Origin of the sequence: Pseudomonas aegrilactucae (genome assembly GCF_019168305.1) — a bacterium.
Taxonomy (GTDB): Bacteria; Pseudomonadota; Gammaproteobacteria; order Pseudomonadales; family Pseudomonadaceae; genus Aquipseudomonas; species Aquipseudomonas aegrilactucae.
Genome location: NZ_JAHTBI010000013.1, coordinates 1 through 22206, shown reverse-complemented (window position 1 = coordinate 22206; position 22206 = coordinate 1). Strand labels below are relative to the sequence as shown.

Annotated in this window: 19 protein-coding genes; 7 read left to right on the top strand and 12 right to left on the bottom strand. The window is 62.4% G+C overall.

Going from position 1 to position 22206, the window contains the following annotated elements; translation table 11 throughout:
- Positions 1-137: 137 nt before the first annotated feature.
- From cysN to KUO17_RS05445, 3 genes are all read right to left on the bottom strand, one after another.
- Positions 138-2039: a sulfate adenylyltransferase subunit CysN gene (gene cysN, locus KUO17_RS05455; RefSeq protein WP_217974140.1), complete on the bottom strand. Its 1902-nt coding sequence runs from the start codon at positions 2037-2039 to the stop codon at positions 138-140.
- A gap of 14 nt (positions 2040-2053) precedes the next feature.
- Positions 2054-2971, bottom strand: a complete 918-nt coding sequence (gene cysD, locus KUO17_RS05450) for a sulfate adenylyltransferase subunit CysD (protein ID WP_217974138.1) — start codon at positions 2969-2971, stop codon at positions 2054-2056.
- Between the two features lie 136 nt (positions 2972-3107).
- On the bottom strand, positions 3108-3866 hold the full coding sequence (locus tag KUO17_RS05445; protein ID WP_217974137.1) for a Nif3-like dinuclear metal center hexameric protein: 759 nt from the start codon (positions 3864-3866) through the stop codon (positions 3108-3110).
- A gap of 240 nt (positions 3867-4106) precedes the next feature.
- On the opposite strand from KUO17_RS05445, the gene algW reads away from it, so the two are divergent.
- On the top strand, positions 4107-5264 hold the full coding sequence (gene algW, locus KUO17_RS05440; protein WP_217974135.1) for a Do family serine endopeptidase AlgW: 1158 nt from the start codon (positions 4107-4109) through the stop codon (positions 5262-5264).
- Positions 5265-5361: 97 nt separating this feature from the next.
- Here algW and KUO17_RS05435 read toward each other — a convergent pair whose 3' ends face one another.
- The 4 genes from KUO17_RS05435 to KUO17_RS05420 all read right to left on the bottom strand — a co-directional run bounded on the left by KUO17_RS05435 (position 5362) and on the right by KUO17_RS05420 (position 9517).
- Complete coding sequence (locus KUO17_RS05435; protein ID WP_095154605.1) at positions 5362-6126, bottom strand: amino acid ABC transporter ATP-binding protein; 765 nt, start codon at positions 6124-6126, stop codon at positions 5362-5364.
- A 12-nt stretch (positions 6127-6138) separates the two neighbouring features.
- Positions 6139-7236: an amino acid ABC transporter permease gene (locus tag KUO17_RS05430; RefSeq protein WP_217974133.1), complete on the bottom strand. Its 1098-nt coding sequence runs from the start codon at positions 7234-7236 to the stop codon at positions 6139-6141.
- A gap of 10 nt (positions 7237-7246) precedes the next feature.
- Positions 7247-8425, bottom strand: a complete 1179-nt coding sequence (locus KUO17_RS05425) for an amino acid ABC transporter permease (protein WP_217974132.1) — start codon at positions 8423-8425, stop codon at positions 7247-7249.
- Between the two features lie 63 nt (positions 8426-8488).
- Complete coding sequence (locus tag KUO17_RS05420) at positions 8489-9517, bottom strand: amino acid ABC transporter substrate-binding protein (RefSeq protein WP_163943563.1); 1029 nt, start codon at positions 9515-9517, stop codon at positions 8489-8491.
- 336 nt (positions 9518-9853) lie between these two features.
- Between KUO17_RS05420 and KUO17_RS05415 the strand changes: the two genes are divergently transcribed.
- Positions 9854-10513, top strand: a complete 660-nt coding sequence (locus KUO17_RS05415; protein WP_217974131.1) for an alpha/beta hydrolase — start codon at positions 9854-9856, stop codon at positions 10511-10513.
- Positions 10514-10615: 102 nt separating this feature from the next.
- Complete coding sequence (gene rhlB, locus KUO17_RS05410) at positions 10616-12073, top strand: ATP-dependent RNA helicase RhlB (protein WP_341869585.1); 1458 nt, start codon at positions 10616-10618, stop codon at positions 12071-12073.
- A 120-nt stretch (positions 12074-12193) separates the two neighbouring features.
- Here rhlB and moaE read toward each other — a convergent pair whose 3' ends face one another.
- The 5 genes from moaE to KUO17_RS05385 form a co-directional block, all read right to left on the bottom strand.
- A complete protein-coding gene (gene moaE, locus KUO17_RS05405; protein WP_217974129.1) occupies positions 12194-12649 on the bottom strand; it encodes a molybdopterin synthase catalytic subunit MoaE in 456 nt (151 codons plus the stop codon).
- Between the two features lies 1 nt (position 12650).
- Entirely contained in the window at positions 12651-12896 is a 246-nt protein-coding gene (locus KUO17_RS05400; RefSeq protein ID WP_217974128.1) for a MoaD/ThiS family protein, read from the bottom strand.
- Positions 12893-13366, bottom strand: a complete 474-nt coding sequence (gene moaC, locus KUO17_RS05395) for a cyclic pyranopterin monophosphate synthase MoaC (protein ID WP_217974127.1) — start codon at positions 13364-13366, stop codon at positions 12893-12895. The genes KUO17_RS05400 and moaC overlap by 4 nt, the downstream gene beginning before the upstream one ends.
- Positions 13367-13464: 98 nt before the next feature.
- Complete coding sequence (locus KUO17_RS05390; protein ID WP_217974126.1) at positions 13465-14859, bottom strand: PhoH family protein; 1395 nt, start codon at positions 14857-14859, stop codon at positions 13465-13467.
- Positions 14860-15193: 334 nt separating this feature from the next.
- A complete protein-coding gene (locus KUO17_RS05385; RefSeq protein ID WP_217974124.1) occupies positions 15194-16315 on the bottom strand; it encodes a polysaccharide deacetylase family protein in 1122 nt (373 codons plus the stop codon).
- A gap of 132 nt (positions 16316-16447) precedes the next feature.
- Between KUO17_RS05385 and yaaA the strand changes: the two genes are divergently transcribed.
- The 4 genes from yaaA to KUO17_RS05365 all read left to right on the top strand — a co-directional run bounded on the left by yaaA (position 16448) and on the right by KUO17_RS05365 (position 22124).
- Positions 16448-17227, top strand: a complete 780-nt coding sequence (gene yaaA, locus KUO17_RS05380) for a peroxide stress protein YaaA (RefSeq protein WP_217974123.1) — start codon at positions 16448-16450, stop codon at positions 17225-17227.
- 821 nt (positions 17228-18048) lie between these two features.
- On the top strand, positions 18049-19365 hold the full coding sequence (locus tag KUO17_RS05375) for a nucleotide sugar dehydrogenase (RefSeq protein ID WP_217974122.1): 1317 nt from the start codon (positions 18049-18051) through the stop codon (positions 19363-19365).
- A 65-nt stretch (positions 19366-19430) separates the two neighbouring features.
- Positions 19431-20921: a mannuronan synthase gene (gene alg8 / locus KUO17_RS05370; RefSeq protein ID WP_425274830.1), complete on the top strand. Its 1491-nt coding sequence runs from the start codon at positions 19431-19433 to the stop codon at positions 20919-20921.
- Positions 20922-20957: 36 nt separating this feature from the next.
- Positions 20958-22124 (top strand): alginate biosynthesis protein Alg44, encoded by a 1167-nt coding sequence (locus KUO17_RS05365; protein WP_217974120.1) that lies wholly within the window; start codon positions 20958-20960, stop codon positions 22122-22124.
- Positions 22125-22206 lie beyond the last annotated feature (82 nt).

The window sequence follows — 22206 nt, the reverse complement described above, 5'->3', positions numbered from 1 at the left end:
CATTTGTTGCAACGCACCATAGCCTGGCAGATCAGCGTTGCCAGCCCTGGTTGTTCGGCCTCAGACCGCAGTGCCGCCCCACAAAAAAGCCCGCGATTGGCTCTCACCATCGCGGGCTTTTCATTCAGCAACGACGCTTAGATCGCGCCACGCTTGCGCAGCAGTTCCAGCACCTGCTTCACGCTGTCGTCCAGGTTGACGCTCTGGGTATCGATCACCAGGTCGGCATCCTGCGGCACGTCATACGGGAAGCTCTCGCCCGGAATGTTGTCGCCACCGGCCGCATACAACCCCTGCGGGTCACGCTCACGGCACGCCAGCGGCGAGGCCTGCACGTAAACAGTCAGCAAACGCTCCTTGCCGATCAACGCCTTGGCCTGTTCACGACCCTCGGCATCCGGCGCCACGAACGCGGCCAGCGTCAGCAGGCCCGCTTCGTTGAACTGACGCGCCACGTGCGCAGCACGGCGCCAGTTCTCGGTGCGTCCGGCACGGTCCTGCGCCAAGCCCTTGTTCAGGTCATGACGCAGGTTCTGGCCATCAAGCACGTACACCGCACGGCCCATGTCGAACAGCTTGCGCTCCACGGCATACGCCAAGGTGCTCTTGCCCGCGCCCGACAGGCCGCTGAACAGCACGGTGGCCGGCTGCTGGCCAAAGCGCAAGGCACGCTCTTCGGTGGCCACGTGGGCCTGCTTGCCGTGATGCCCGGTGCTGCCATGCGGCAGTACCGGCGGCGCGATGATCATGCCCGCACCCACGGTGCCGTTGGTCAGGCGGTCGATGATGATGAACGCGCCCGTGGTGCGGTTGCTGTCGTAACCGTCCAGCGCAATCGGTGCGTCCAGGCTGACCTTGACCTTGCCGATCTCGTTCAACTGCAACGAACTCGCCGCGCCCTGCTCCAGGGTGTTCACATCGACCTTGTGGCTGATACTGGCAATCGAGCCCGGCACGTAGCTGGTCGCACGCTTGATGTCGTATTTCTTGCCCGGCAGCATCGGCTCTTCAGCCATCCACACCAGCATCGCCTCGAACTGCTCGGTCACCGGCGGTACGTTGTCGGCATGTACCAGCAGGTCGCCACGAGAAATGTCGATCTCGTCTTCCATGGTCAAGGTCACGGCCTGGCCCGGGCCGGCGTGCTCCAGCTCACCTTCGAAGGTGACGATGGACTTGACCCGGCTGCTCTTGCCCGACGGCAGCACGACGATTTCATCGCCCTTGTGTACCACACCACTGGCCAGGGTACCGGCAAAGCCACGGAAGTTCAGGTTGGGACGGTTGACGTACTGCACCGGGAAACGCAGGTCGGTGAAGTTGCGGTCGGCCGCCACTTCCACGGTCTCGAGGATTTCCATCAGCGCCGGGCCCGTGTACCACGGCGAACGCTCGCTGCGGTTGACCACGTTGTCGCCCTTGAGCGCCGACATCGGCACGAAGTGCAGGCTGCTCGGGGCCATGTTGATGGCCTCGGCAAACTTCAGGTAGTCGGCCTTGATGCTCTCGAACACGCCCTCGTCGAAGCCCTTGAGGTCCATCTTGTTCACGGCCACGACGATGTGCTTGATGCCCAGCAGCGAGGCGATGTAGCTGTGCCGGCGGGTCTGGGTCTGCACGCCGTAGCGGGCATCGACCAGGATGATCGCCAGGTCGCAGGTGGACGCACCAGTGGCCATGTTGCGGGTGTACTGCTCGTGGCCCGGGGTGTCGGCAATGATGAACTTGCGCTTGGCGGTGGAGAAGTAGCGGTAGGCCACATCGATGGTGATGCCCTGCTCGCGCTCGGCCTGCAGGCCGTCGACCAGCAAAGCCAGGTCGATATCGTCACCGGTGGTGCCGACTTTCTTCGAATCGCGGGTGATGGCTTCCAGATGGTCTTCGTAGATCATCTTGGAGTCGTGCAGCAGGCGCCCGATCAGAGTGCTCTTGCCGTCGTCGACGTTGCCGCAGGTCAGGAAGCGCAGGAGTTCCTTGCGCTCGTGCTGGGCCAGGTAGGCGAGGATATCCTCGCTGATCAGATCAGATTGGTGCGACATGAGGAGACCCTAACTTAGAAATAGCCCTGACGTTTCTTGTCTTCCATGGAGCCTGCGCCATCGTGGTCGATGACACGGCCCTGGCGCTCGGAAGTGCGCGTCAGGAGCATTTCCTGAATGATGTCCGTCAGGCTCTCGGCCTCGGACTCCACCGCGCCCGTCAACGGGTAGCAGCCAAGGGTACGGAACCGCACTTTCTTCTTGACGATGCGGGCCTTCTCTTCATCCGAAAGGTGCTCGAGGATGCGATCGTCGTCGATCATGATCAACGTGCCGTTCTTCTCGATGACCTCACGCTCGGCTGCGAAGTACAGCGGCACGATCGGGATGCCTTCCAGGTAGATGTACTGCCAGATGTCCAGCTCGGTCCAGTTCGACAGGGGGAACACGCGAATCGATTCGCCCTTGTTGACCTTGCCGTTGTACACGTTCCACAGCTCGGGACGCTGGTTCTTCGGGTCCCAGCGGTGCTTGCTGTCACGGAACGAATACACGCGTTCCTTGGCCCGCGACTTCTCTTCGTCGCGACGCGCACCACCGAAGGCGGCGTCGAAGCCGTACTTGTCGAGCGCCTGCTTGAGGCCCTCGGTCTTCATGATGTCGGTGTGCTTGGCACTGCCGTGGGTGAACGGGTTGATCCCCTGGGCAATACCATCCGGGTTGACGTGGGTGATCAGCTCCAGGCCCATTTCCTCGACCATCTTGTCGCGGAAACTGTACATCTCCTGGAATTTCCACTGGGTGTCGACGTGCATCACCGGAAACGGCAGCTTGCCCGGGAAAAAGGCCTTGCGTGCCAGGTGCAGCATCACGGCCGAATCCTTGCCAATCGAGTACAGCATCACCGGGTTGTCGAACTCGGCGGCCACCTCACGAATGATGTGGATGCTCTCCGCCTCCAACTGTTTCAAATGCGTCAGCTTGTCGACCATGGCTACTCACGGAAAATCGATCTTATGGACGGCCAGCGGGCCGTGTTCGAGCGGGCCACTTTATCACAGCACCCGATTCTATTTAGGCAGGCTACTAGAACGAAACAGTATAAGAATATGCCCTGTCGTTTTAGCCTCAGAGGGGGTTGGGGCAATCGATGAACAGATGCTCCAGGGCGAAACGCCGCGCCAGATAGTCACCCAGCGCCTGCACGCCATAGCGTTCGGTGGCGTGGTGGCCGGCGGCGATAAAGCTGATGCCGTTCTCGCGCGCGCTGTGGAAGGTCTGCTCGGAGGCTTCGCCGCTGAGGTACAGGTCGACGCCGGCGGCAATCGCCTGGTCGATGTAGCCCTGGCCGCCACCGGTGCACCAGCCCACCCGGCGAATCACCTCGTCGCCCTCGATCAGCAGCGGCTCGCGGCCCATCACCTCGCTTACCCGGCGGGCAAAGTCACGCGCCGACATCGGCTCGGCCAGCGAGCCTACCAGCCCAACCACCCGCGGGTTGGCCGGGTCCAGCGGGCCTTCGACGGTAATGTCCAGCTGGCGCGCCAACTGCACGTTGTTGCCGACTTCGGCGTGCAGGTCCAGCGGCAGGTGGTAGGCCAGCAGGCTCAGGTCGTTTTTCAGCAGGGTCTTGAGGCGCCGCTGCTTCATGCCGGTGATGCAGGGGTTCTCGCCTTTCCAGAAGTAGCCGTGGTGCACCAGCACCAGGTCGGCACCGGCCTCGACCGCGGCGTCGAGCAACGCCTGGCTGGCGGTCACGCCGCTGACGATACGCGACACCTGCGGGTTGCCCTCGACCTGCAGACCGTTGGGGCAGTAATCCTGGATGTTCGCGCTGGCGAGGTAGCGGTCGGCTTCCTCGACCAGGGTGTTCAGGGCAACAGCCATGCAAAGACTCCTCAATTCAGCCGTTCGGTGTGGCACAAGGCCTCGTATAATGACCGCCATTATGAGCCGTCGAGCGTTTTTGGGGAAACCGACGGCAACGGCCTGGGGGCACGTCGTGGCGAGCGTCATGTGCCGACGTGATTTAGCGGTTCCTGCACGGGCCTTGCCGAAGTATGATCGCGCGCGTTCATCAACTCCCCACTGCGGCATCGGCTCTGGCCATCTCCCAGGATTCGTTAAATGTTCAAGGCTCTGCGTTACTTTGCCTGGCCACTGGTCACTGGCGTACTGATCGCCCTGCTGGTCATCCAGCGCTTCCCCGAATGGGTCGGCCTGCCCAGTCAGGATGTCAACCTGCAGCAGGCACCGCAGACCACCCGCCTGATGCAGGGCCCGGTGTCGTATGCCGACGCGGTCAGCAACGCCGCACCGGCGGTGGCCAACCTGTACACCACCAAGGTGGTCAACAAGACCGCCCACCCGCTGTTCGAAGACCCGCAGTTCCGCCGCTTCTTCGGTGACAACCTGCCCAAGCAGCGGCGCTGGGAATCGAGCCTGGGCTCGGCGGTGATCATGAGCCCGGAAGGCTACCTGCTGACCAACAACCACGTGACCTCCGGCGCCGACCAGATCGTGGTGGCACTCAAGGACGGCCGTGAAACCCTGGCCCGGGTGATCGGCAGCGACCCGGAAACCGATCTGGCGGTGCTCAAGATCGACCTGAAGAACCTGCCGTCGATCACCATCGGGCGCTCCGACAACATCCATATCGGTGACGTGGCCCTGGCCATCGGCAACCCGTTCGGCGTCGGCCAGACCGTGACCATGGGCATCATCAGCGCCACCGGGCGCAACCAGCTGGGCCTGAACAACTACGAGGACTTCATCCAGACCGACGCGGCGATCAACCCGGGCAACTCCGGCGGCGCGCTGGTGGACGCCAACGGCAACCTCACCGGCATCAACACGGCGATCTTCTCCAAGTCCGGCGGCTCGCAGGGCATCGGTTTCGCCATCCCCACCAAGCTGGCGCTGGAGGTGATGAAGTCGATCATCGAGCATGGCCAGGTGATTCGCGGCTGGCTGGGTATCGAAGTGCAGCCGCTGAGCCAGGAGCTGGCCGAGTCGTTCGGCATGCAGGGGCGTCCGGGTATCGTGGTGGCGGGGATTTTCCGTGACGGGCCGGCGCAGAAGGCCGGGTTGCAACTGGGTGACGTGATCCTGAGCATCAATGGCGAGCCGGCCGGGGATGGCCGACGCTCGATGAACCAGGTGGCGCGGATCAAGCCCCGCGACAAGGTGACGATCGAGGTGGTGCGCAATGGCAAGCCGCTCAAGCTCACGGCCGAGATCGGGCTGCGCCCGCCGCCTGCGCCGGCGGTCAAGGAAGAGGATTAAGCCGCCAAAAGCTTCGCTGGCAAGCCAGCTCCCACAGGTACAGCGCTGATCTCGGGATCACTCGAACCTTGTGGGAGCTGGCTTGCCAGCGAAGGGGTCAGTGCAGAATCTGGCTCAGGAACAGCTTGGTCCGCTCATTCTGCGGTCGGTCGAAGAAATCATCCGGGGCTGCCTGCTCCACGATCTCGCCCTTGTCCATGAAGATCACCCGGTTGGCCACGGTGCGGGCAAAGCCCATCTCGTGGGTCACACACAGCATGGTCATGCCGTCTTCGGCCAGGCCCACCATGGTATCGAGCACTTCCTTGACCATCTCCGGGTCCAGCGCCGAGGTCGGCTCGTCGAACAGCATGATCTTGGGCTTCATACACAACGCCCGCGCAATCGCCACGCGCTGCTGCTGACCACCGGACAACTGCCCCGGAAACTTGTTGGCCTGCTCCGGAATACGCACCCGCTCCAGGTAGTGCATGGCGATTTCCTCGGCCTTGCGCTTGGGCATCTTGCGCACCCACATCGGCGCCAGCGTGCAGTTCTGCAGGATGGTCAGGTGCGGGAACAGGTTGAAGTGCTGGAACACCATGCCGACTTCACGGCGGATCGCCTCGATCTGCTTGAGGTCGTTGGTCAGTTCTACCCCGTCCACCACGATGCGCCCCTGCTGGTGCTCTTCCAGGCGGTTCAGGCAGCGGATGGTGGTCGACTTGCCTGAGCCCGACGGCCCGCACAGCACGATACGCTCGCCCTGGCGCACGTTCAGGTTGATGTCCTTGAGCACGTGGAACTGGCCGTACCACTTGTTCACGCCCTGCATCTGAATAATGCCTTCAGGGCCCACAGGCTGTTTGATCGCTTCACTCATTTCGAAACACTCCTAACGCTTGTGGCCTGTGTCCAGCTTGCGCTCCAGATGCATGGAGTAGCGGGACATACCGAAACAGAAAATCCAGAACACCAGGGCCGCGAACACATAGCCCTCGGTCGCCATGCCCAGCCACGCCGGGTCGGCTGCCGCCTGCTTGACGCTGTTGAGCAGGTCGAACAGGCCGATGATGATCACAAGGCTGGTGTCCTTGAACAGGGCAATGAAGGTGTTGACGATGCCGGGGATCACCAGCTTCAGGGCTTGCGGCAGAATCACCAGGCCCATGCTGCGCCAGTAGCCCAGGCCCATCGCCGCAGCCGCTTCGTACTGGCCCTTGGGAATCGCCTGCAGGCCGCCGCGCACCACTTCGGCGATATACGCCGACTGGAACAGGATCACCCCGATCATGGCCCGCAGCAGCTTGTCGAAGCTCATGCCCTCGGGCAGGAACAGCGGCAGCATCACCGACGACATGAACAGCACGGTAATCAGCGGCACACCGCGCCAGAACTCGATGAAGGTCACGCACACCACCTTCACCGCCGGCATTTTAGAGCGCCGCCCCAGCGCCAGCAGGATGCCCAGCGGCAAGGCGCCGACGATGCCCACGGTGGCGATCACCAGGGTCAGCATCAGGCCGCCCCACTGGTTGGTCGGCACCTGGGCCATGCCCAGCACGCCGCCATGCAGCAGGAAGTAGGCCATGACCGGGTACAGCACCAGGAAGCTCAGCCCGTACACGGCCTTGCGCGGAAAGCGCGAGATGAACAGCGGCGCGGCGCCGATCACCGCCAGCCACACGGTCAGGTCGACCCGCCAGCGCAGCTCGGTAGGGTAATAACCGTACATGAACTGGCCGAAGCGCTGCTGGATGAACACCCAGCAGGCGCCCTCCTTGGTGCAGTCGGCACGGGTGGTGCCCACCCAGTTGGCATCGAAGATCGACCACTGCAGCAGCGGCGGCACGATCAGCCACACCAGGTACACCGCCAGCAGCGTCAGCAGCGTGTTGAGCCAGTTGGAGAACAGGTTGGCGCGCATCCAGGCGACCACACCCACGGCCTTGACCGGAGGTGGCATATCAGGTTTGAAAACATGGGAAGTCATGCGCGTTTCCTCACCGCTCGATCAGCGCAATGCGCTTGTTGTACCAGTTCATCAACAGGGAAATGCTGATGCTGATGGCCAGATACACGCTCATGGTGATGGCAATCACTTCAATCGCCTGGCCGGTCTGGTTGAGCACCGTGCCGGCAAACAGCGAGACCATTTCCGGGTAGCCGATACCGGCCGCCAGCGAAGAGTTCTTCGCCAGGTTCAGGTACTGGCTGGTCAGCGGCGGGATGATCACCCGCAATGCCTGGGGAATGATCACCTTGCGCAGCGTCGGCCCTTCACGCAGGCCCAGCGAACGCGCGGCCTCGGTCTGGCCATAGCTCACCGAACGAATGCCCGAGCGCACGATCTCGGCAATGAACGCGGCGGTGTAGATGGTCAGTGCCAGGGTCAGCGCCAGCAGCTCCGGGATCAGCACCCAGCCGCCGACGAAGTTGAAGCCCTTGAGTTGCGGCATTTCCCAGCTCAGCGGGTTGCCGAACAGCAGCACGCTCAGCCCCGGGATCACCAGCAGCAAGCCCAGGCCCGCCCAGAACTTGTGGAACGGCACGCCGGTGGCCTCGAAGCGCCGGTTGGCCCAGCGCACCATCAGCGCGATGGCCACGCCCGCTACCAGCAGGCTCAGTGCGAACGGCCAGAACCCTTCGGCCGCCGAAGCGCCGGGCATGTTCAGGCCACGGTTGCTGATGAAGAAGGTGTCGCTGAAATTGATGCTGCCACGCGGCCCCGGCAGGGTCAGGAACACCGCGAAGTACCAGAACAGGATCTGCAGCAGCGGCGGGATGTTACGGAAGGTCTCGACATACACCGTGGCCAGCTTGTTGATCATCCAGTTCGGTGACAGCCGCGCCACACCGATGATGAACCCCAGCAGGGTCGCCAGGATGATGCCGATGAAGGTCACCAGCAGGGTATTGAGCAGGCCGATGACGAACACCCGCGCATAACTGTCCTGCTCGGTGTACGAAATCAGGTGCTGGGCGATGCCGAAGCCGGCACTGCGCTCGAGAAAGTCGAAGCCCGAGGTGATGCCCCGGTGCTGCAGGTTGGTCTGGGTGTTGTGGAACAGGTACCAGCCCAGGCCCACCACCACCGCGATGGTGAGGATCTGGAACAGCCACGCACGCACACGTGGATCGTTCAGGGACAAGCCCTTGGGTGCGCCGATTTGATTTTGCATGAAAGGCCCCGAAGAGAAGGAACGAAACGGCCTGCGGCGCACCTGCGCCACAGGCCGCTCCCGTCAGCGCACTGGTGGTGCGTACTGGATGCCGCCGTTGTTCCACAAGGCGTTCAGACCACGATCGATCTGCAGGGGCGTTCCTTTGCCCAGGTTCTTCTCGAACACTTCACCGTAGTTGCCGACCTGCTTGACGATCTGCACTACCCAGTCCTTCGGCAGCTTCAGGTCCTTGCCGTATTCGCCGTCGGCACCGAGCATGCGCGCCACGTCGGGGTTCTTGGTGGCCTTGGCTTCGGCTTCGACGTTTTTCGAGGTGATGCCCATTTCCTCGGCGTTGAGCATGGCGAACAGGGTCCACTTGACGATGCTGAACCACTCCTCGTCGCCCTTGCGTACCACAGGGCCCAGTGGCTCCTTGGAAATGGTTTCAGGCAGCACCACGTACTCGGTCGGCGCCGCCAGCTTGGAACGCTGTGCGTACAACTGCGACTTGTCGGAGGTGAGCACGTCGCAACGGCCTGATTCCAGCGACTTGGCGCTTTCATCGGAGGTGTCGAAGGTGATCGGGGTGTACTTCAGGCCATTGGCGCGGAAGTAGTCGGACACGTTGAGTTCGGTGGTGGTGCCGGCCTGGATGCAGATGGTTGCGCCATCCAGTTCCTTGGCGCTGGAAACACCCAGCTTCTTGTTCACCAGAAAGCCGATGCCGTCGTAGTAGGTGACGCCGGCAAACACCAGGCCCATGCCCGAATCGCGCGAACTGGTCCAGGTCGTGTTACGCGACAGCACATCGACTTCGCCCGATTGCAACGCGGTGAAACGTTCCTTGGCGTTGAGCTGGCTGAACTTGACCTTCTTGGCATCGCCAAACACTGCCGCCGCAACGGCGCGGCACACGTCCGCATCGATCCCGACGATGGTGCCCTTGGCATCCGGCACCGAGAAGCCCGGCAAGCCGTCACTCACGCCACACTGAACGAAACCCTTCTTCTGCACCGCGTCCAGGGTCGCACCCGCCTGGGCAAACGCACTGATACCCAGCGCTGCAGCCGCCGTCACGACGGCCAGGGTGGATTTCAACATCTTCATTCAAACCTCCAATTCGCTCTTGTTGTGTCGAGCCGGGGTTGCACCGCACCCTTATGAGGCGCATCCGACCCGTACTGGCTTGTTTTTGGGTCAATTGGCGCAATAGGCTGTTCTGTGACAGCCTTGGGTACCCTCAATGAGGTGTTACCGTCCAAACGCGTAATCTCACGTCGGAAGTTTCTTAGCAAAGCGCGTACCACTCCGTGCGGCTAAAGCGTTTCAGTGCCCGTCAACAGGCAAACTTTCAACAGTGCGACATGCTTAGTGGCGAATCGCCCATCAACGCCTTCTTTTCATGCACGCAAACAGGCCAGCGTGCACATTTTCGGAGCAGTCATGACCCAGCCCTTGATCCTCGAACCCAAAAATTCCGCCGATGCCTGTGTGATCTGGTTGCACGGCCTGGGGGCAGACCGTTACGACTTCATGCCGGTGGCCGAAGCGTTGCAGGAGGTGCTGCTGAGTACCCGCTTCGTGATGCCGCAGGCGCCCAACCAGCCGGTCACCATCAACGGTGGCTATGAAATGCCCAGCTGGTACGACATCAAGGCGCTGAGCCCTGGCGCGCGTGCGATCGACGAAGCGCAACTGGACGCCTCGGCGCAATCGGTCATCGACCTGATCAAGCAGGAGCAGGCCAAGGGCATCGCCCTGTCGCGCATCGTTCTTGCCGGTTTCTCCCAGGGCGGCGCAGTGGTACTGCACACCGCCTATATAAAGTGGCAGGAAGCGCTGGGCGGGGTGATGGCCCTGTCGACCTATGCGCCGACCTTCAACGACAGCGTGCAGTTGACCGCCAGCCAGCAACGTATTCCGGCCCTGTGCCTGCACGGCGTATACGACCCCGTGGTGATACCGTCCATGGGCCGCACGGCGTACGAGCACCTGAAGGCCTGGGGTGTGCCCGTGGAGTGGAAGGAATACCCGATGGAGCACGCGGTACTGCCCGAGGAAATCCAGCACATCGGCAACTGGCTGATCGAGCGCCTGCGCTAAAAGCAGGCTTGCCTGTAGTTGTCGGAGCAATCCACTACGCCGCGCCTGAATCTTGCATTACACTGGCCGGCGTACATTCCTTAACCAATTGATGAGATGACCGTGCTCAAAGCACTCAAGAAGATGTTCGGCAAGAGCGAGGTTGAGCAACTCGCCACCGAAAGCGTTGCTCCCGTGAAGCAGCCGCCTGCAGCACCCAAGGCCCCGGCCCCCGCCGCGCAGCCCAGCCCCCTGGCCGAGCCTGTAGCGCCCGTTCGCCCGCAAACGCCTGTCGAGGCCCCGGCCAGCAAGCCGCTCGAGGCCAAACCGCGCCGTGAGCGCAAGCCAAAACCCCAGGCCAGCACCTGGAGACTGGAAGACTTTGCGGTTGAACCGCAAGACGGCAAGACCCGCTTCCACGATTTCAAGCTCTCGCCCGAGCTGATGCACGCCATCCACGACCTGGGCTTCCCGTACTGCACGCCGATCCAGGCCGAGGTGCTGGGCTTTACCCTGCGCGGCAAGGACGCCATCGGCCGCGCCCAGACCGGTACCGGCAAGACTGCCGCGTTCCTGATCTCGATCATCAGCCAGTTGCAGCAGACCCCGCCGCCCAAAGAGCGCTACATGGGCGAGCCGCGTGCGCTGATCATCGCCCCTACCCGCGAACTGGTGGTACAGATCGCCAAGGACGCGGCAGAGCTGACTCGCTACACCGGCCTGAACGTGATGACGTTCGTTGGCGGCATGGACTTCGACAAGCAGCTCAAGGCCCTCGAGGCGCGTCACTGCGACATTCTGGTGGCCACCCCAGGCCGTCTGCTGGACTTCAACCAGCGTGGCGAAGCGCACCTGGACATGGTCGAGGTGCTGGTGCTGGACGAAGCCGACCGCATGCTGGATATGGGGTTCATCCCGCAGGTACGCCAGATCATCCGCCAGACCCCGCCCAAGAGCGAACGCCAGACCCTGCTGTTCTCGGCCACCTTCACCGAAGACGTGATGAACCTGGCGCAGCAGTGGACCACCGACCCTGCCATCGTCGAGATCGAGCCGGAGAACGTCGCCAGCGAGACCGTCGAGCAGCATGTGTATGCCGTGGCCGGTGCTGACAAGTACAAGCTGCTGTACAACCTGGTGACCGAAAACAAGTGGGAACGGGTCATCGTCTTTGCCAACCGCAAGGACGAAGTGCGACGCATCGAAGAGCGCCTGGTACGTGACGGCGTGAATGCTGCGCAGTTGTCCGGCGACGTGCCGCAGCACAAGCGCATCAAGACCCTGGAGAACTTCCGCGAGGGCCGCGTGACCGTGCTGGTGGCCACTGACGTGGCCGGTCGCGGGATTCACATCGACGGCATCAGCCACGTGATCAATTTCACCCTGCCGGAAGACCCGGACGACTACGTGCACCGTATCGGTCGTACTGGTCGGGCGGGCATGAGTGGTGTGTCGATCAGTTTTGCCGGTGAGGATGATTCTTACCAGTTGCCGGGTATCGAGGCGTTGCTGGGACGCAAGATCAGTTGCGAGACCCCGTCGACCGAGCTGCTCAAGCCGGTGGCGCGCAAGCATCACTGAGTGATGGTTCAACGAGAAGCGCAGCCCCGGGTGGCTGCGTTTTTTTTGCATTGCCAGCGAAGGGCGGCCTGGAATTATTTTGTACCTATAATTCCATACTGGGCTTGTGTGTATAACCCTTCAACCGTTTCGCCAGCGCCCCGCCGCGTCCGTATCGCTCTGCCGACCCTCAACCCAGCGCGGCCCCTCGCGGGTCTGCTCCTTCTTCCAGAACGGCGCACGGGTCTTGAGGTAGTCCATGATGAAGTCGCACGCCTCGAACGCCGCCTGGCGGTGTTCACTGGCCACCCCGACGAACACGATCGGCTCGCCCGGCTGCAGGGCGCCGATGCGGTGCAGCACCTGGACCTTGAGCAACGGCCAGCGCTGCTCGGCTTCAACCACGATCTTGCCCAGCGCTTTTTCGGTCATGCCCGGGTAATGCTCCAGGAACATCCCCGCCACGTCGCGCCCCTCATTGAAATCGCGCACATACCCGACGAATGCCACCACCGCGCCCACCCCCACGTTGGCGGCGTGCATGGCATTGGTTTCGGCACCCGGATCAAAGGCGCCGACCTGAACTCGAACACTCATCTCAGCCCCCGGTCACGGGCGGGAAAAACGCCACTTCGTCGCCGTCGGCCACAGGTTCGGCCAGCTTGCACAGGTCCTGGTTGCGCGCGCACATCAGGTTCTGTTCGGCCAGCACGACATACTGTGCGCCCCTGGCCAGCAGCGCCTGACGCACATCATCCAGGCAATCGAACGCCCCCTCCAACCGCTCGCCGTCCACGCCGAGCACCTCGCGATAACGCGCGAAATACACCACCTCGACTTTCATGGCGCCTCCACCTGATAGTGCCCGCTCTTGCCGCCCAGCTTTTCCAGCACGCGCACGCTGTCGATGGTCATGCCGCGGTCCACCGCCTTGCACATGTCGTAGATCGTCAACGCTGCCACACTGGCTGCGGTCAGGGCTTCCATCTCGACCCCGGTTTGCCCGGCCAGCTTGCAACGGGCCACGATATGCACAGTGTCCTCACCTTCGGCCGCCAGTTCGACTTTCACGCTGGTGAGCATCAACGGGTGGCACAACGGGATCAGGTCACTGGTCTTCTTGGCCGCCTGGATGCCGGCGATGCGCGCCACGGCGAACACATCGCCCTTGGGGTGCCCGCCGGCGACGATCATCTGCAGGGTTTGCGGGAGCATGCGCACGCGCGCTTCGGCCACCGCCTCACGGGCGGTGACGGCTTTGTCGGTGACGTCGACCATAGTGGCCCGACCTTGGGAATCGAGATGAGTCAGCACAGGGATACTCCTGATCAGGAGCACCGATTGTAAACCCAGGGGTCAGCTTTAGGCAGTGGAAAAAAACCGGGCGGCGCAAGGCCGCCCGGTGGCAGGGATTACAGGTGGGATTCGGCGTATTCGGCCAGGATCGAACGCGGCACCCCCTGCAGGGTGATGTGCACGCCGTTGGGGAAGTCCTTGAAGCGCTCGGTGAGGTAGGTGAGGCCCGAGCTGGTCGCGGACAGGTAAGGGGTGTCGATCTGCGCCAGGTTGCCCAGGCAGATCACCTTGGAACCGGCACCGGCACGGGTGATGATGGTTTTCATCTGGTGCGGGGTGAGGTTCTGGCACTCGTCGATCAGGATCAGGCTCTGCTGGAAGCTGCGACCGCGAATGTAGTTGAGCGACTTGAACTGCAGCGGCACGCGCTCGAGGATGTACTCGACGCTGCCATGGGTGTTTTCGTCATCCATGTGCAAGGCTTCTAGGTTGTCGGTGATCGCCCCCAGCCAGGGCTCCATTTTCTCCGCCTCGGTACCCGGCAGGAAGCCGATCTCCTGATCCAGCCCCTGCACGCTGCGGGTGGCGATGATGCGCCGGTAGCGCTTGCTCACCATGGTCTGCTCGATGGCCGCGGCCAGGGCCAGGATGGTCTTGCCCGAGCCTGCCGCCCCGGTCAGGTTGACCAGGTGGATGTCCGGGTCGAGCAAGGCAAACAGCGCCAGGCCCTGATGGATGTCACGCGGCTTGAGGCCCCAGGCTTCCTGGTGCAGCAAAGGCTCCTGGTGCAGGTCGAGCAGCAGCAGTTCGCTGTCCTTGATGCCCTTGATCCAGCCGACGAAGCCCTGTTCGTCGATGATGAACTCGTTGATGTGAACCGCCGGCAGGTTGTCGATCAGTTGCACCCGGTGCCAGGTACGACCGCGCTCCTGTCGAGTCTCGACCTTGCTCACGCGGTCCCAGAAGGAACCGCTGACCGAGTGATAGCCCTTGGACAACAGGGACACGTCGTCGACCAGTTGGTCGGTGCTGTAGTCCTCGGCCGCGATTCCGCAGGCGCGGGCCTTGAGGCGCATGTTGATGTCTTTGGTCACCAGCACCACGTCCAGTTCCTTGCGCCGGCTACGCAACTCGAGCAACTGGTTGATGATGATGTTGTCGTTGAGGTTTTCGGGCAGCAGGCGATTGGGCTCGGCGCGCGGGCTCATCATGATCGACAGGAAGCCCTTGGGCCCGCCCTTGCCGCGCTGGATCGGCACGCCCTGCTCCACATCCGCAGGCGAGGCATCGCCCAGGGTCTGGTCGATCAGGCGGATGGCCTGGCGACACTCGGCAGCGATGGTGTGTTTACCGGTCTTGAGCTTGTCGAGCTCCTCGAGCACGGTCATCGGGATGGCGACGTGGTGCTCCTCGAAATTCAGCAACGCGTTCGGATCGTGGATCAGAACATTGGTATCGAGCACATAAAGGATTGGCTGGTTGGAAGAAGCGTTACGTCCTTGATCATCCATACTCGGTCACCTTTGTGGGAGCCAGGCAACGCAATACCTTGGCGGTGCTGCGCTGCGAAGTGACCGCCGGTCCTCCCCCTGTCCGCGTCGTTACGGTAGGGGAGCTGCGAACAAAGATCGGGCCAGTAGGGACGCCACCTGTGTTGCAGGGTTCGGCGGTCTGGCTTCTTGATACCGCAAAACCCATGACGAAAAAAAGCGTTTTTACGCTTTTTTGAAGTTTATTTTTCGGTGTGACACATGGTCCTTGGCGCCAGCCCAAAGCCCCACTACAGTTAATGATCAAGCGCCCATGCACGCCTGCGATTTTTTCGCAGAGCGTGCCGTGCACTCGTCATTGCGCAGCCTGGACGAAGTCGCGGCAAGGGCTCCAGCCGATGCCGCTCTGGGCCGTGTGCTGCAGCAGCCAGTCGACGACAGCCTGCGCCTTGGGTGTGCTGTCGTGCAGCTGGATCACCCCGCGCCGCCACAGCAGCATCAGGCTCAGCACCCGTTGCGCCGACTGCTCGGCATCCAGACTGCTGGTGTCCTGGGCATCGATACCCCACAGCACCACCTGCACGCCCTGGCTGGCGAAGAACGCTGCGCTGTCGGCGCGGCGCTGCCCGTAGGGCGGTCGAAACAGCGGCACGGCCTGCTCGCCGAGCAGGTTCTGCACCAGCTTACGGCTACGGATGATCGAGTCCTGCCAGCCGGTCCACTGCGCATGCGAGCTGTACTGCCAGCCCTGCACGCCCACGCACTGCCCGGCATACAGCGCCTGCAACGCAGCCGGCGAAGTCTGGTCACGGCGTGCCTGCAGGCTCTTGCCCACCACGAAGAACAACCCACCCATCTTCTGGCGGCGCAGGTAGTCGGTCAGGCCCTGGGTGGCCGGTCCCGGGCCGCCATCGAAGCTGAGCAGGAACAGGCGATCATTGAGCGTTTCGCCATCGCGCTCCTGCTCGGAGAAGCGCTCCACCTCGCTCGAGGTCTGGGGGAACAACGCCGCCTTGCGCAACTGCTCGATCAGGTACTGCTCGTGAAAACGCCGGCTCGGGAGATCCCATCCGGCGTAGAAGGAGTCGGCGCCGACGCTGAACCTGGCCGCCTGCTGGCGCAGGTCGGGCAGGCTGTCCAGCGCGTAGCAGAACGAGGCGTCCTGCTCGCAGCTTTGCTGGGCCAGGTCGTAGTTGCGCCACAGGCGCTGCCACAGGCGCTGGCGCACGGCGTTGACCGTCACCCTGTCGATCTGGCGCAGTTGCAGGCGCGCGGCCAGCTCCGCATCGCTCAGCGCCTCGCTCTCACGCAGCACGCGGGCAAAACTCAGGATCTCGGCCCGCGAAGCCACATCGAACAGCGCCGGGCTGTCCAGTTGCTCGGGCCAGTGGCTGCGGTCGAAACGGGCCACCTCGAGCGGCGCGGCGTGTACCGCAACACTGAGCAGACCGGCCAGTACAACAAGGGCTATGCGCACGTTCACACTCTCCGTTTTCTCGCCGGGCACTATAGCGCCAAGCGTCGCGAGGGTCTTGGCTATTGCCGCGATAGCTGGAGATCGCGGCCCCTGCCCCGTAGAATCGTGCCCACGATTCAAGGAGCCGACCTCATGCTGACGGTGATTTCCCCCGCCAAGACCCTCGATTACGACACCCCGCCGGTCACCTCGCGGCACACCCTGCCGCAGTACCTGGACGACTCCCAGGCACTGATCCTGCAATTGCGCGAGCTGTCGCCACAGCAGATCGGCGAGCTGATGCACCTGTCCGACAAACTGTCCGGGCTCAACGCCGCACGCTTCGGCAGCTGGACCCCGGACTTCACCACCGCCAACGCCAAGCAGGCCCTGCTGGCATTCAAGGGTGACGTGTACACCGGGCTGGACGCAGAAAGCCTGAGCGAGGACGACTTCAGCCATGCCCAGGACCACCTGCGCATGCTCTCGGGTCTGTACGGCCTGCTGCGCCCGCTGGACCTGATGCAGCCCTACCGACTGGAGATGGGCACCAAACTGGCCAATGCACGCGGCAAGGACCTGTACGCGTTCTGGGGCACACGCATCAGCGAGTGGCTGAACCAGGCGCTGGCCGATCAGGGCGACGACCTGCTGTTGAACCTGGCGAGCAACGAGTATTTCTCGGCAGTGAAACGCAGCGCATTGAAGGCGCGGGTGATCAACACCGAGTTCCGCGACTTCAAGAACGGCCAGTACAAGATCATCAGCTTCTACGCCAAGAAGGCGCGCGGCATGATGAGCCGTTTCGTGATCCAGGAGCGCATCGACGATCCCGCGCGCCTCAAGCAGTTCGACGTTCAGGGCTACTACTACAGTGCCGAGCAGTCCAAACCGGACAATCTGGTGTTCCTGCGCGATCACCCGGCCGAGTAACGCGTCGCCTTCTTCGCTGGCAAGCCAGCTCCCACAGGTTTTGTGACCAACGCCCACCTGTGGGAGCTGGCTTGCCAGCGAAGACGTCTGATGATCCCCAGCAGAACCCCGCCAAGACGCCAACTCTCCGGCGCCATAAAACCGACAACCCTCCCCCACTCTCAAAACGTCATAAGACCGTTCGCCCTTTTTTGACGAAATATCCTGAAATTTTTTTTTCATGCTGGCATAAAAACATCCCCCTCCAACTTTGCCCTACAGACACGGGACGAAACTGCCGTGTGCTATCAAAGTGAGAGTATCGATAATGGATCAAATATTAAAAAATCCTTCACGGCCTCGACGTCGGGTCAGGAACTTATCCCCTCGGCGGCTGCTCATACCACCCGTAACAATTCTCGAGCGAAACATGTGAGAGATGACTGACATGACAATTGGACAGTATTTGGAAGTTACCCAAACTCTTTGACGACGCAGCAGCGCCCCCTATGCGGCACGTCGAAAGCAGGAGGCAGCACCCCTTTAAAAATCGTCCTAGTGGTTGATTTCAAAGGATTTTATCCACTTGAAATAACAAGCACAGCAGTACTGGCATTTAGGTACTGCAATAAAGACGGCCAACGCCACGGGCTGACTCAACTAGTAATTGGCCCTTGGCTGCCCACTTGAGTGCGCACTCTTATTGCACTCCAATTTAATGATGCCTGCCGGCAGTTAGCGGTTTAACCGTGACACTTCCGTGCACCCTGAATTTGCTGGTCAACCAACCCGGTCTGGCGCTTAGTTGTGCGCCGGCATGATAAACACATGAGGTGAATGCGATGCGTATCAGCATCTTTGGTTTGGGTTATGTAGGTGCCGTCTGCGCTGGCTGCCTGTCCGCTCGGGGCCATGACGTTATCGGCGTGGATGTTTCGGCGACCAAAATCGACCTGATCAATCAGGGCAAATCCCCGATTGTCGAACCGGGCCTTGAGGCCTTGTTGCAACAGGGCATCGCCAACCAGCGCCTACGTGGCACTACCGATTTCGCCCAGGCCATTCGCGACAGCGATGTGTCGATGATCTGCGTCGGCACCCCTAGCAAGAAAAACGGCGATCTGGGCCTGGAATACATCGAGTCGGTGTGCCGCGAAATCGGCTTCGTACTGCGTGACAAGGCCAGCCGCCACACCATCGTGGTGCGCAGCACCGTGTTGCCGGGCACCGTCAAGAACGTGGTGATCCCGATCCTGGAAGACTGCTCGGGCAAGAAAGCCGGCGTCGACTTCGGTGTCGCGGTCAACCCGGAGTTCCTGCGTGAAAGCACCGCCATCGCGGACTACGACAAGCCGCCGATGACCGTCATCGGCGAACTCGACAGCGCCAGTGGCGACGTGCTGCAGGCCCTGTACGAAGAGCTCGACGCGCCGATCATCCGCAAGGACATCGAAGTGGCCGAGATGATCAAGTACACCTGCAACGTGTGGCACGCCGCCAAGGTCACCTTCGCCAACGAGATCGGCAACATCGCCAAGGCGTGTGGCGTGGACGGCCGTGAAGTGATGGAAGTGGTGTGCCAGGACAAGGCCCTGAACCTGTCGCAGTACTACATGCGCCCAGGCTTCGCCTTCGGCGGTTCGTGCCTGCCCAAGGACGTGCGCGCCCTCACCTACCGCGCCGGCAGCCTGGACGTGAAAGCGCCGCTGCTCAACTCGCTGATGACCAGCAACGAGTCCCAGGTGCAGAACGCCTTCGACATCATCGAAAGCCACGACAAGCGCAAGGTCGCCCTGCTCGGCCTGAGCTTCAAGGCCGGCACCGACGACCTGCGCGAAAGCCCGCTGGTGGAACTGGCCGAACGCCTGATCGGCAAGGGCTACGAGCTGAACATCTACGACAGCAACGTCGAGTACGCCCGCGTACACGGTGCCAACAAGGACTACATCGAGTCCAAGATCCCCCACGTCTCGTCGCTGCTCAACGCCGACTTCGACCAGGTCATCAACCACGCCGACGTGATCGTGCTGGGCAACCGTGACGAGAAATTCCGCGCCCTGGCGCAGCAGGCTCCGGCCGGCAAGCAGGTGATCGACCTGGTCGGTTTCATGGGCAAGCCGACCTGCCCGGCCAGCCGCACCGAAGGTATCTGCTGGTAACGGCAGCCGCTGCACGGGGTCGCCCCAGCCCCGTGCAGCACCTCCTTCCCTTTCATTCGATACGGATGCAGAACATGCAAAGGCTCAAGCACGGCCTGCTACAGGTCGCCGGTTGGCTGTTCTACGTGAGCCTGCTCATGTTGATCGCCCTGGCCTTGCCCAAGACCATTTTCGACCCCGACTCGAAGGACTTCATTTTCCTCGTCGGCGCCGTCGGTATCTGGCGTTATTCGATGGGTGCCACGCATTTTGTGCGCGGCATGCTGTTCCTCTACGGGGTGTACCCCTTGCTGCGGCGCAAGGTGCGCAAGCTGGGCAGTGCGGCCGACCCGTCCCACGTGTACCTGATGGTCACCAGCTTTCGCATCGACGCCCTGACCACCGCCCAGGTGTACAGCTCGGTGATCCGCGAAGCGATCGACTGCGGCTACCCGACCACCGTGGTGTGCTCGCTGGTGGAGATGAGCGACGAGCTGCTGGTGAAGAGCCTGTGGGCCAAGTACAACCCGCCCGACCGTGTCGCGCTGGACTTCGTGCGCATTGCCGGCACCGGCAAGCGTGACGGCCTGGCCTTCGGTTTCCGTGCCATCTCGCGCCACCTGCCGGACGAGAACGCCGTGGTGGCCGTGATCGACGGCGATACCGTGCTCGGTGAAGGCGTGGTCGCCAAGACCGTGCCCTGGTTCAAGCTCTACCCCAATGTCGGTGGCCTGACCACCAATGAATTCTGTGAGGTGCGTGGCGGCTACATCATGAGCGAGTGGCACAAGCTGCGCTTCGCCCAGCGCCACATCAACATGTGCTCGATGGCCCTGTCCAAGCGCGTGCTGACCATGACCGGGCGCATGTCGGTGTTCCGCGCCGCCGTGGTGACCAACCCCGAGTTCATCAAGGACGTCGAGAACGACTCGCTGCAGCACTGGCGCCTGGGCCGTTTCAAGTTCCTCACCGGCGACGACAAGTCCAGCTGGTTCAGCCTCATGCGCCTGGGCTACGACACCTTCTACGTGCCGGACGCGGCGATCAACACGGTCGAGCACCCGCCGGAAAAAAGCTTCCTCAAGGCCAGCCGCAAACTGATGTACCGCTGGTACGGCAACAACCTGCGCCAGAACTCCCGCGCCCTGGGCCTGGGTATCCGCCGCCTGGGCCTGTTCACCAGCGTGGTGCTGTTCGACCAGCGCGTGTCGATGTGGACCAGCCTGCTCGGCCTGACCGTGGCAGTGATCGCCAGCCTCAAGTTCGGCCCGGCGTTCCTGCTGGTGTACCTGCTGTGGATCGGCATCACCCGGCTGATCCTGACCCTGATGCTGATGTGTTCCGGGCATGCCATCGGCCCGGCCTACCCGCTGATTCTCTATTACAACCAGATCGTCGGGGCAATCATGAAGATCTACGTGTTCTTCCGCCTCGACAAGCAGTCCTGGACGCGCCAGCCCACTGCACTCAAACGCGACCTCGCGAGCTTTCAACAATGGTTCAACACCTGGTCTTCGCGGACCATGACCTTCTCGGCAGCCAGCATCTTCGTCGCTGTGCTGTTCATGATCGTGTGAGCCGCAGCCCAACGGATTAAACAGGAACATATCGCCATGAATACCGCCGTGAATGCCAATGTCGTGCATGAGTCCGAAGCCCAGCGCCAGCACGCCCGGGTCAAGATCCCCGCCAAGCTGCGCTACCTGGGAGCCAACCGCGAAACCCTTGAAGTCAAGGTCGAGGACCTGTCGGCCGGGGGCCTGAGCTTCCACGCCAGGCACCCGCTCGCCGTCGGCGAAGTGGTACGCGGGCGCTTGCAGTTCGTGGTCGACAACCTGGGCCTGGCGATGGACATCGAATTCCAGGTGCGCTCGTTCAGCGCCGCCAACGGGCGTACCGGCGTGCAGTTCCAGAACCTGGAGCAACGCGACATCGCCACCCTGCGCCACATCATCACCTCGCACCTGTCCGGCGAGCTGATCAGCATCGGCGACGTGCTCAGCACCCTGCAGCGCGACAACTTCACCAAGGCGCGCAAGCAGAAGGACCACAGCGGTGCGCTGAGCGCCTTTGGTCGGCTGCGTGCGGTGACCTTCAGCCTTGGCGTGTTCGTGGTCGGCGTGGCGGCCTTCGGCTTCATCGCCAAGTCGGTGTACGGCCTGTACTTCGTCAGCCATGCCGAAGCCGGCGTGGTCAGCGTGCCCACCACCCATGTCACCATGCCGCGCGACGGCACCGTGCAAAGCCTGGTGCAGCTCGACAGCCCGGTGGTCAAGGGCGCGCCACTGGCCTCGTTCAGCACCAGCATGCTGGACATGCTCAAGGGCCACCTGGATGACCAGCAACTGGAGCCGGCCAAGGTCGAGGAACTGTTCGGCAAGCAGCTGAGCGGCACCCTGACCAGCCCCTGCGATTGCGTGGTGGCCAAGCAACTGGTGGATGACGGGCAGTATGCGAGCAAGGGCGCGGTGATCTTCCAACTGATACCGCGCACCACCAACCCCGTCATCGAGGCGCGCTTCAGCTACCGCCAGTTCAACGAAGTGCAGCCGGGTACCCGCGTCAACTTCCAGGTGGCCGGTGAAGACGAAACGCGCCTGGGCCGGATCGTCAGCAGCACCAGCCTGAACAGTGACGACCTGTCGTCGGACATTCGCGTGCAGATCAAGCCGGATGCGCCAATGCCCAGCGAGCTGGCCGGGCGCCCGGTGTCGGTCAACAGCGACCGTGGCCCGTCGATGGACTGGCTGATCGACAAAGCCGTGGCCCGTGGGCTCTGAAGAGGACATGCCGGTGACTATCCAACACCCAGGCGAGTGCGGTGCACTCGTTCGCTGGCAAGCCAGCTCCCACAGGGATCTG